The sequence below is a fragment of the Arcicella aquatica genome, from assembly GCF_034928825.1.
Lineage (GTDB): Bacteria > Bacteroidota > Bacteroidia > Cytophagales > Spirosomataceae > Arcicella > Arcicella aquatica.
In genome coordinates this window covers 58676-68595 of the sequence record NZ_JAYFUL010000032.1, presented here as the reverse complement: position 1 = coordinate 68595, position 9920 = coordinate 58676, and the positions used below count along the sequence as shown (strand labels likewise).

At 34.2% G+C, this 9920-nt stretch carries 13 protein-coding genes; 3 read left to right on the top strand and 10 right to left on the bottom strand.

The genetic code is table 11. The features are described from left to right. Positions 1 to 116: 116 nt before the first annotated feature. The 10 genes from VB264_RS17345 to VB264_RS17300 form a co-directional block, all read right to left on the bottom strand. Positions 117 to 662 carry a hypothetical protein gene (locus tag VB264_RS17345; protein ID WP_323251299.1) on the bottom strand — a complete coding sequence of 182 codons (546 nt, stop codon included), beginning with the start codon at positions 660 to 662 and terminating at the stop codon, positions 117 to 119. Between the two features lie 208 nt (positions 663 to 870). Continuing rightward, positions 871 to 1443 carry a hypothetical protein gene (locus tag VB264_RS17340; RefSeq protein WP_323251297.1) on the bottom strand — a complete coding sequence of 191 codons (573 nt, stop codon included), beginning with the start codon at positions 1441 to 1443 and terminating at the stop codon, positions 871 to 873. Further along, positions 1440 to 2396, bottom strand: a complete 957-nt coding sequence (traN, locus tag VB264_RS17335; RefSeq protein ID WP_323251295.1) for a conjugative transposon protein TraN — start codon at positions 2394 to 2396, stop codon at positions 1440 to 1442. Before traN ends, VB264_RS17340 begins: the two co-directional genes overlap by 4 nt. A 3-nt stretch (positions 2397 to 2399) precedes the next feature. Then, positions 2400 to 3584: a conjugative transposon protein TraM gene (gene traM / locus VB264_RS17330; RefSeq protein WP_323251293.1), complete on the bottom strand. Its 1185-nt coding sequence runs from the start codon at positions 3582 to 3584 to the stop codon at positions 2400 to 2402. A 131-nt stretch (positions 3585 to 3715) separates the two neighbouring features. Further along, positions 3716 to 4300, bottom strand: coding sequence for a hypothetical protein (locus VB264_RS17325; RefSeq protein WP_323251291.1), 585 nt, complete (start codon positions 4298 to 4300; stop codon positions 3716 to 3718). Next, complete coding sequence (locus tag VB264_RS17320) at positions 4293 to 6329, bottom strand: TraG family conjugative transposon ATPase (protein ID WP_323251289.1); 2037 nt, start codon at positions 6327 to 6329, stop codon at positions 4293 to 4295. The genes VB264_RS17325 and VB264_RS17320 overlap by 8 nt, the downstream gene beginning before the upstream one ends. Beyond that, on the bottom strand, positions 6323 to 6889 hold the full coding sequence (locus tag VB264_RS17315; RefSeq protein ID WP_323251287.1) for a hypothetical protein: 567 nt from the start codon (positions 6887 to 6889) through the stop codon (positions 6323 to 6325). The genes VB264_RS17320 and VB264_RS17315 overlap by 7 nt, the downstream gene beginning before the upstream one ends. 92 nt (positions 6890 to 6981) lie before the next feature. Then, positions 6982 to 7239 (bottom strand): hypothetical protein, encoded by a 258-nt coding sequence (locus tag VB264_RS17310; RefSeq protein WP_407654662.1) that lies wholly within the window; start codon positions 7237 to 7239, stop codon positions 6982 to 6984. A gap of 66 nt (positions 7240 to 7305) precedes the next feature. Beyond that, positions 7306 to 7632, bottom strand: coding sequence for a DUF4134 family protein (locus tag VB264_RS17305; protein WP_323251283.1), 327 nt, complete (start codon positions 7630 to 7632; stop codon positions 7306 to 7308). 59 nt (positions 7633 to 7691) lie between these two features. Continuing rightward, on the bottom strand, positions 7692 to 7919 hold the full coding sequence (locus VB264_RS17300; RefSeq protein ID WP_323251282.1) for a hypothetical protein: 228 nt from the start codon (positions 7917 to 7919) through the stop codon (positions 7692 to 7694). A gap of 78 nt (positions 7920 to 7997) precedes the next feature. Here VB264_RS17300 and VB264_RS17295 point away from each other — a divergent pair, with 78 nt between their 5' ends. From VB264_RS17295 to VB264_RS17285, 3 genes are all read left to right on the top strand, one after another. Beyond that, positions 7998 to 8381, top strand: a complete 384-nt coding sequence (locus VB264_RS17295; RefSeq protein ID WP_323251280.1) for a transposase — start codon at positions 7998 to 8000, stop codon at positions 8379 to 8381. Between the two features lie 136 nt (positions 8382 to 8517). Continuing rightward, positions 8518 to 9423 (top strand): zeta toxin family protein, encoded by a 906-nt coding sequence (locus VB264_RS17290; RefSeq protein ID WP_323251278.1) that lies wholly within the window; start codon positions 8518 to 8520, stop codon positions 9421 to 9423. Between the two features lie 198 nt (positions 9424 to 9621). Next, positions 9622 to 9909: an AAA family ATPase gene (locus VB264_RS17285; RefSeq protein WP_323251276.1), complete on the top strand. Its 288-nt coding sequence runs from the start codon at positions 9622 to 9624 to the stop codon at positions 9907 to 9909. Positions 9910 to 9920: the final 11 nt, after the last annotated feature.

Sequence of the window (9920 nt, the reverse complement as noted above, 5' to 3'; positions counted from 1 at the left end):
AATATAATTTCCAACGACCACATCAGGGTATTGATAACTTAACGCCAATTCAAAAAGCACAAAAACAACATCCAATTTGGACGAAGTTTGCTCTGGGTATAACTTAACAAACCAATTCAGCTATGATTTAGAAAATAGGAAAACAGCTTTGCAAAAAAATATGAATTACTAATGATAAAAAGTACAGGTAAAGTACATGAATTCAGCAGGAAATGGATTTCCTGAAACGTAAAATGAGTCGATGATTTCTCTTGTAAAAGCTTTTCTTTTTGCTCATCAGTAGCATTCTTTGTGGGAATGCTGAAATATTTAAGATGAAGCTTTTGCATCACAAATCTTAATTGCTTGTAAAAAGTAACTGTAGTCACTTTTTGTATTCTTAGCCAGATTAATCCCTGAAGAATAAAAGCAATTAAAAAGTAAAGGATTTGCCCGACAAAAGGCTTTATCCCATAAACAGTTTCAAGGTTATTTAAAAGCGTAATGGCATAGAAATAAGGGAGTACATATAGCCTAGCATTCCTGTAAATCAATAAATTAAACTTCTGCGCAAATTGCGATGAGTACTTCATTTCATTACTAACAATTCCCCTTCTCTCCAAAAAGGCAATGAATGCTAAAAAGCATAAGGAGGTGATAAAGTCTATATAGAATACAAGCATAATGGCTATTGTTAAGGATGTATTATTCAAGTAAATCTTAAATACGATTTAAGATTTACTTGAATAATGGGTACTTAGCCTTTTATATAGGGCATTTTATCTTACTATGACAACTGATTTATCAATCTGTTTACAACACCATTCCAATGTTTTTTTATTGATATAACAAGTTTACCTATTGGATTAATTACAATCAGGTTTATTAGGACTATAGGGCATCAAAGAGTTTAAATTTTAGACCTACTTGAGCATTTGCTTTGATTTGCCGAGTAATCGCAGCGGTTGTCCCATCGGCATGAACGCTGGCAAAAATGGCTATTTTAGGAGAGAAAAATTTCTCAACATTAAAGCCAATCGTTAAGAATGGATAAGCTTTACCTTGACTGTTTTCATTACCTATGCTACTACTAAGTGATTGAAATCCAGCACCTATTCCATATAAAAAGCCCAGATATGAAAGATGATATTTTCCTTTTAGTAAAGTGGCTTCATAGCTATATTTTAATTGATAGTTTTTGAGAGAAGTAGCATTATTTTGTATTTTCTCTTGTCGGTAAGCAAAACCAATTCGATGATAATTTGATGTAGCAGTACCAAAACACAAGGATAGGGCATGAAATCTATCACCTTGTTGCCAGTTTTGTGGGAAATTGTTATCCTCAAAAAGTATCGGTATCCCGCTTGAAACTTCAAGGTATTTTGTGCTTTTATTCCTGATTTGTCCCTGAGAGTCGGTTGAATATCCTGTTATTAGGATGGCTATCAAAAAGTATGTTTTCATAATTTATTCATCTGATAGTAAAAGGTTTCATAATCAACTTTGAGGTTCATATTACGGCTACCATCTTTCTCTACGATGTCAATTTCAAAGTGTTTGTCTTTGCCAATTGAAAACTTAGGCATCATAAACACAACATTGAAAGAAGCACCGGCGTCTCCAAGTTTACGCCTATCTGCAACACCCTCTTGCTCTACGTAAACAAAATCGGGTTTGAGTTCAATTTCTTGAGAGACCTCCTTTTTGCGCTTTGTTTTATCACGGACATAAAACTTCATATACTCCAAACTATAATCTAAGGGAGAGCTATTTTTCATGTTAATACATACAATAATCTTTCCTTCTTTGGTAGCCAACTGTATGAGTTTGAACTGTACATTCCCTACTTTATCAGCAATGTGCTGAATAGTATGCCTACCTTTTGAGAGCTCAATCATCTTTTTAGAAAAATGAATCATCTCCGTTTCCGTATAATAAGTATCGGCAAAGATTATTTTCTCAGGTCTATCGCTAAACTTTTGTTCAAAAGCATCATTTAAGCCTGCCGCCATTGTAATATTGAGTTTGTTGGGAGATTCGTTATAAGAAACCAGAAAGCTATAATACTTTCCATCATGCGTAATGACGGTAACATTGGTTTCAAAAATGCCTATTTGAGCCGCTTTAAGCTTTAATAAATTATCGACACCTTCCACTCTATCACAAATAATTCGGTTAGAGCCAGCATCAAAATATTTAATAGGGGCATCAAACACAATATGAGTAGTCTTATAAAAAGCGACACTCACAGGATAGCTCCCTTTGATGTTATGCTCTTTGAAAGTCAAGACTTTTTTCTGGTTGGCGGAAGTAGTGATCGCATTAGAATCTTTTTTAACCAAGTTTAATGTCTGTGCTTCCATCAAGAGCGAAAACAGCATCAAACAGTAGGAGAGTAGGTATTTTAAATTTTTCATAGATTAGTTGTTGATTAAGAGGAATAGTTGTTGTCCTGTTTTAATGCTGACTTTTATATCCCTAATTTTTGCATTGACATATTGATTGGCTCCATTCAGGGACTGATTGACTAAAGAACCCACCACCTGATTGCCGACGGTTTGGGCAAGACTTCCTTGTGGATTATAAACCAATAGCGGATTCATAGATCCCAAAGTACTTCCCACATTTTGTCCCCAAGCATTCTTTTGCATTTCGTTTTCTGCATCAATGCTTACTTTCAAGCCCATTAAACCATCCAGATCCATCACCTGAGCGTTGAGCGTTTGATAAATATCATTTTTGATATAACCCTCTACAGAAAGTAATAGTCTATCTCCCTGAATATGGCTTTTAGCACCAATAATATCACCCGCCTGATAATGAAAATTACCCAAGGATTTACTTTCAGTCAGCATGATTTTGACTGTTGTATTATTACGCACTGTTTTAGATTCTAATAATTTCCCCTTGATTAAAATACTTTGCTTACTCTTTTCTAAACTTCCTAATCTGTTACTGGGCTCAAGACCAATGGTCGGTATCTCTTCTTTTGTTTGATGATTAGCATAAAAGCGATTATTGATAGGCGACAAAAAAGGATTATCCCATGCTGCGGTTTGATCGTTTTTAGCTTTTAAATCAGCATCACTAAAGCTAAATCCATCGTTTTTAGATTTTTCGGAGTCTTTATTAGTTTTAAGCGTATTAGTCACATTGTTTTTAACTTCTGTTGGTTTATTGACCGTTTCTAATACTTTGATTCTTTCCTCCAATCGCTGAATGGTTAGGAGGTTTTTATACTGATTAGTAGCGCTGTTTACACTTGCATAAACCTGCTGCCTTTTCACGGGTAGTTTAGAAGAATCGACAGGAGTCTTTCCTAAATGCTTAGGATGATTCTCCAATGAATTGGGAGAATTTTGTACGGGTTCGGTGGCCCAAAAACGCTCATTCTCCATTTCCTTTTTTTGATTAAAAGGCGTTTTTTCTTCAATCTTTTTATCGGCCGCAGGAATGTGAAAATTGATGGCGGAAAATTCATTTTCATGTGTATTGGCAGTTCCATCTTTCGGAGGAAAAATGTATAAGTAAAATCCCACAAGAATCATATTGATAATCAGTGAAATAGGATATTTAAGAAAGCTTAGGTTAAAATATTTTTCCATATTGTTCAACGATAAAGAGCCAACTATAACAAAATTAGGGATGGGAAAATCCTTAAAAAGCTAAGGATTACTTGGATTGATGACCACATCTTTTGCCCCTCGACTATTAATTTCCTTATTGTCGATAACCTTCATTTTATTGAGAAAAAAGCCATAGAGATTATTATCCGTCCTGTCTCTTTCTTCCATCGAAAATTCAGTAATGAAAAAGCTTTCTTTGGTAACACCTCCTTGTCCTCTGAGTAAAACCTTGCCATAAAACCGCCCCATAGAGCCTCTAAAGACAATACTATCACTTTGATGTACTGAATGGCATTTCGTTGAACGATGTTATTATAATAGTTTTGGCTATTGTAAAATTCGTACAATGGAATAAAGTCAGCATAGTAAAAACTCTTTTGGATATTACTATGGATTTGCTGCTCATCAGGTTCTAAGCGAAAAAAAAGCTCATGAGCTTTGGCCACCATTGCCTTTTTAGCTACTAATTCAAAGCCATCATTATAAACATCATATACTTTACGAATCTCTCCATTTTTATCCATGATGTAGGGTTTAGGCTTTTGAGAAGTAATAGCATCTTTATACAAAACCATTGAAGTAATAACCAGGATAAGGGCAAAACCCAATACGCCAAAAACAAGGTACTTGCCAGTATGGTTAATGCGATCAATATCTCTGAGATACTTGATTTCAAAGCTTTTTTCTTTACTCATATTCATAAGAAATCATGCGAGGGTTATGACTGATTTTAGAATTATAATTGAATTTTTCATCACAGAATTTGATAACTGCTTGGGGTGAGCCATTAAGATTCATCATCAACTCAGCGAGGTAATTAATTGTCAATTCAAAATTTCGGTTGAACTCCCTCAAATAAAGAAATTTGACTAAATTCTTCTCAGGGGCTTCGGTGGTATACGCCCAGTACTCTTTGTAAGACAATAAAATGCCATAGACACCATACACTTCATTAGTCCAAAGAATCAATAATTCTCTGAACCTGTCATCTACTTTCAAATCACGATTAAGACTTAACAACATAGCAACGTGTTTATCCTCCAAAGAAAGTACCTGAGCGATTTTGTCAATCTTTTTCATATACTTAGCCATTGAGAGAATAAACTTAATATCAGACTGAGTAACGACGGTTTCTTTGATAATAGGAGAGGAGATGATGTCATCTAATTCCTGCGTTACCAAACCAATGGTTCCTTTAAACTTTCTGGCAGTTTTATAAACCTCTTTGATGTATTCGGCAAACATATCTGACATAATAGCCTTCCAAGCTTCTTCGATAATCAGATATTTTCTTTGATTAAGTTTTTCTTTGAGAATCTCCTCATACGTACCCATCATGTAAATGACAACAAGTGGAAAAAGTACTTTATTCCCTTTAATATTATCTAACTCAAAAACAATAAAACGTTCATTCTTAAGGTCAATTGGATAAGAAGCATTTAATACTTCTGCATAAATACCACCCACATGAAAAATCTTTAATACATCTAAAAAGTGGTTGATATCAAAAAGTTTGGACGTGTTCAAATGAGGTAAATCCTTATGTCTGAAAACATTCGCCATGTATTCATAATAGCTATTAAAACAAAGCGGAATCATTTCGTTTTCCTCTCTTTTCTTTGCCGCTATATAATTGTAATAGTAGCTAATAGATTGTAAAACAATGTTTTCATCTAGTTTGCTGGGCGTTTCATCTCCTTTCCAAGCTTTGAGAAGCATTTTTAGTATCATATCCAAACGCCTTTCGGAAGGCATTTCAGCATCAATCACAAAAGGATTAATTTTAATGGGGACTTCATCACCAAATGAGAAGTAAGAGCCTTTAAGATAATTTTTACAAAGATTTTCATAGCTATGTCCAACGTCAACGAGCATCACAAATGCTCCACTTTCCACAGCCCAGCGGACTAAATAATTCATGCTTACGGATTTTCCAGACCCCGTTGGTCCTAAGCAAAAGAAATTGTATCCAGTAATGGCTTTTCGCTGTCTTGAATTCCCACTTTCTGCAAATACATCGACAATTACTCTTGATCCATTACGATTGACAAGTGGTAAGCCTAAGGCTGATTTCCCATCAAAGGCAAAGGTTTCTTCAACGTTTAAAAAAGACGAACCCACTGCATCATACGTCAAAATCATTTGATCGGCACCGATGTTACCTGCATTGCCCGGCATGGTATTCATAAAGACAATGGGTAATTCTTCATTGCATTCAAAAGGGATTAAATCAACTTTTTTGAAACCATCATTGATTTGAGATTTTAGTACTTTAAATTCTTCATAACTATCAGCATGCCAGAAAACGAGATTGGCATAAAAGCGAATAGGAGATAAGCGTCCAGAGCCATCAATCAAGTTTTGAAGAAAGAGCTTGGTATCCTGTAAAGAGTGTCCATTTTCCTCTGAAAAAGAAAGAATACCACTTTTTTGTTTGATAAGACTTTGTAGAGAGGATTTTACATTTTCAAGACTTTCTTTATAAATCACTACATTGTAAATACACTCTCCGTCTATTTTATGCGTAAATGATTTACACAAGGCAGCAGGGAAAAAACTGATTTCAGTGGAAAGATTTTTATCTGCTGTAAAACTTGAAATGGTATCGTTGATGGATAGAATAGGGTCAATTTGATAGATTCCACAGTATTTATCACCCACTTTCAAGCAGTTTTTATCTGGAAGGTAAATAACATCCTTAATAGCATCATGTATTTTTAACAAAGATTAAGATGGCTTTTTGTACCTAATAAATCTTTTTCAAGCACCAAATGAAAAGAAAAGTCCATGCCTTGTCCTAGTGTTCTAAGAAAAATTTCAATACTGGATGTAAATTTCTCAATAACCTCTTTTTGTATGTTCTTCTTATCTACTTTGATAAGGGAACTAAAAATGCCATTGGTGGAGAGCGTTTTCTTGGTAGGAGGAGTATTGACCAAAGTAAAGAATAGATAACTTTTGGTTTGTTTAAACCTTTTTTCAAAAAGTAAACGTTCGTTAGCTCCTCCAAGATAGGTTTCAGAGGAAGCTTGTAAATGAATATCACCTTCAGCATAATCGTTAAAACAAAAATAGGTTTGAGTATGCAAAAGCGTATGAGCAGGAAGGCTCGAAAACGCATTTTTAAAATTGAGATTAACCAGCTGATAACCATCAGCAGATAAGGTGTTTAAATTAGCAAAAACACCTTCATAACATAAGGTAATATCTCCATTTCGACTGAGTAAAGCCCCAAAATCAGTCGCACCGATGATGGGAAAGCTTTCTTTGTTATTAATAATCATAGAATAGATAATTAGGTTTAGCGGTGAAACAAGCTTAGAACACAATACATTTTCTCAAGTTAGTACAAGACAAAATACAAGAATAGAATTACTCAAAACAATCTTATCTTAGTTATAGCAGGTCTTCCTCCTGCTATTTTATGAACCCGATAGAAATACTTTACCAACATCTTTTCATAACCGAAAGGACCGATTTTTCTAAGAAAGATAAAAGCTGAAAAGCCAACACAAGCAACCGTGATGATTGAAAATAAAGAACCAATTAACAAATGCCCAATTTTGATGGCAATGATTAAACATACTAACATAGTTACTAGTAAGGTAACAGCCCAAATAATGATTAAAGACATGGGGAATCCCTTAAAATAAGGAGGTTGATTCACTCCTTTGTGGGTGTAATATTGGGTAATCATTGGCTAGAAAAACAAGATTTTCGAAAGCCCAACACCAATGAGCAAGACTAATGAACCCATCAAAACACCTTGAAGGTTTTTAAAGGCTTGCTGATCGCCTTGTTTATACTTAAAACCAGCGGAAGTAATGCCTATGAGGAAAACCACTCCAGAAATCGCCATGAGCAGGGTCGTTACACCATCAATGACACTTCTGATTTCAGTAGCGCCAGATTCAGAGGCAGAAGCGACTTTTGTCCCCCAGTTAGATTGTGCTTGGATGTAGCATCCATACAGAGAGAAAAGGGTAGTCAGTAGTAAATGCTTGACTTTTTGCTTGTGTGTTTGCATGATAGTATAGATTTAGGTTTGAAAAAATGTTCATAAATACGGAGTTTGAATAAGCCTAATTACTGATTAATCATTGAATCGAACGCTACCTCTTCGGCATGAATTTGAGTACGAGTATCAAATGATTTACCTGATGAAGATGGATTGTCGAACATAGACTCTTTGCTATGTTGCCCGCTGATAAAGTAATCATAGAAGAAGAAAACAGCCCAAGTACAGAAGGTTAAAGTTCCTACCCCTATTCCATATACGTTCCAGTTAAATAATAAAATTGAAGAATGATTCATAATTGTATAATTTTGGATTGACTATTTATAGATCAAATATAATAAAAAAATAGATAGGTATACGCTAAACTAATAAAAATGAAAGAAAATATTTTACAGTATTGTATTATCTTTTGCACTAAGTATAAAAAAACGCTTTTGACTGAAGACCTTCATGCAGATTTTTTGAATCTTACGTATCGTTATTGTTATGAAAACTCTATAGCATTATTGTCACTAGACATTAGAGATAAACATACGGTTATCCTTGAAATAAGTACAGAAATTGCGATGGAGTCTCCTCACGTAATCATTACCAATTTAAAGGCATACTTGGCGGGAGAATTAAAAAAGAACTATCCGCAACTTAAATCAAAAACCCCAAGCCTTTGGACAAGACAACATTTCATTCAAACGATAGGGGTAAGGAATGATGAATTAATGGAAGCTTTTGTATTCAATCAGAAAGGGATAAAAGATTAGCTTAGCGTTTTAAGATTAAATTTAAAAGTATAATATAATCTTTTTGTTAGTTTGGTGGGGGTGTATTGAATAAATTGAACAAATTGTTTAATTTTACGAATATAACCACCATTCAATTCATATTACTTTTATGCAGATGGATTTATTGTCAGGTCTCAAAGGTCGATTCTTTGTGAGTGCTGAACAAATTGAAGAGATAAAGCTAAATGCTATTGATGATAGCATTCTTTATAAAACGCCCTCAGAGAAACCAAGCTTGATTATTGTAGGTGGGCAATCTGGGAGTAAAAAGGAAGAGTTAGTTGATATGGCTACTAAAGAGTTTGCTGGGAATGCCATTTTATTGTCAGCGGATATTTTACGAAACTACCATCCATCGATTGCAGAGATTAAGCAGGAATATCCCGACATGTTGTTGCCACTAACAGCAGATTTTACCAAAGAACTTTTGCTACATATTGAGGACTATGCCATTCAACATCACTACAATGTTATATTGGAAGCAAGTTTAGGTAATGCAGAAAAAGCAGTTCAACGATTAAGTAAATACAAAGAGCACGCTTATGTGATAGCCTTGAAAGTACTATCTATCAATAAAATGTTTAGCTATTTGAATGCTGAAGAAGAGTACGAGCATCGACTATTGACTGAAAAGAGTGGGAGGCTAGTATCTAAACAGTATCACGATCAGCTATGTAATAAGATTCCTCAGACACTTCAAAAGTTATATGAACAGCATTTGCTTGATAAAATAAGCATTTATCAACTTCATACCTTTGAAGAAAATGGTGTACTAAAATCCAAGCCCATCATCTTGGAAGAAAAGAAGGAGAAGGTTTTAGACGCTTATTTGAATGAACAGAATAGAGATTTTACTTCGACAGAATTAACCTATCTAAAAGAGAAAGCCCAAAAGGTAAAAGCTATGAAGGTAAATAGAGACGCTAACTTTTTAGAAAAAGTACGTTTCGATTTCAACTTCAAGTATATTTTAGAAGGTAAGGAAGGAAAAGTCAAAAGTAAGCAGATGAAGGCAGAGTGATTCAAAGGCTATCTACAGTCTTAGATAATTTAACTCTTTAAATTCTTTATATGGTCTTAGAAAGGGAAACTACATAGTCCTGTTCAACAATAATGGTTATAATTTTAAATTGATTATTTAAAATTATAACCATTATTGTTGAATTTTCGTATTATTTCTGCAAAGAAATAGAGTTGAATTGACAAGACTAATGAATATATGTTCAGAAAAAAGCTAAATGAATTAGCGAATTGGAAGGTAAAACCCTCAAGAAAACCACTTGTGCTGAACGGAGCAAGACAAGTCGGAAAGTCTTGGTTGGTTCAAAAGTTTGGAGAATCGTATTTTACAGGAAAGGTAATTACTATCAATTTCGAAAAAAGACGAGATTTACACATTATTTTTAAAAGTAATTTTGATGTAAACAGAATACTTTTAGAACTAGAGTTTGCACTTGGTGTTAAGATTGACCTTGTAAATGACCTACTTTTTTTTGATGAAATTTAGGCTTGTGCCGA

Coding starts and splice junctions, on each gene's coding strand:
- VB264_RS17345 (WP_323251299.1), bottom strand. CDS start 662: ATGCTTGTATTCTATATAGACTTTATCACCTCCTTATGCTTTTTAGCA.
- VB264_RS17340 (WP_323251297.1), bottom strand. CDS start 1,443: ATGAAAACATACTTTTTGATAGCCATCCTAATAACAGGATATTCAACC.
- traN (WP_323251295.1), bottom strand. CDS start 2,396: ATGAAAAATTTAAAATACCTACTCTCCTACTGTTTGATGCTGTTTTCG.
- traM (WP_323251293.1), bottom strand. CDS start 3,584: ATGGAAAAATATTTTAACCTAAGCTTTCTTAAATATCCTATTTCACTG.
- VB264_RS17325 (WP_323251291.1), bottom strand. CDS start 4,300: ATGAGTAAAGAAAAAAGCTTTGAAATCAAGTATCTCAGAGATATTGAT.
- VB264_RS17315 (WP_323251287.1), bottom strand. CDS start 6,889: ATGATTATTAATAACAAAGAAAGCTTTCCCATCATCGGTGCGACTGAT.
- VB264_RS17310 (WP_407654662.1), bottom strand. CDS start 7,239: ATGTCTTTAATCATTATTTGGGCTGTTACCTTACTAGTAACTATGTTA.
- VB264_RS17305 (WP_323251283.1), bottom strand. CDS start 7,632: ATGCAAACACACAAGCAAAAAGTCAAGCATTTACTACTGACTACCCTT.
- VB264_RS17300 (WP_323251282.1), bottom strand. CDS start 7,919: ATGAATCATTCTTCAATTTTATTATTTAACTGGAACGTATATGGAATA.
- VB264_RS17295 (WP_323251280.1), top strand. CDS start 7,998: ATGAAAGAAAATATTTTACAGTATTGTATTATCTTTTGCACTAAGTAT.
- VB264_RS17290 (WP_323251278.1), top strand. CDS start 8,518: ATGGATTTATTGTCAGGTCTCAAAGGTCGATTCTTTGTGAGTGCTGAA.
- VB264_RS17285 (WP_323251276.1), top strand. CDS start 9,622: ATGTTCAGAAAAAAGCTAAATGAATTAGCGAATTGGAAGGTAAAACCC.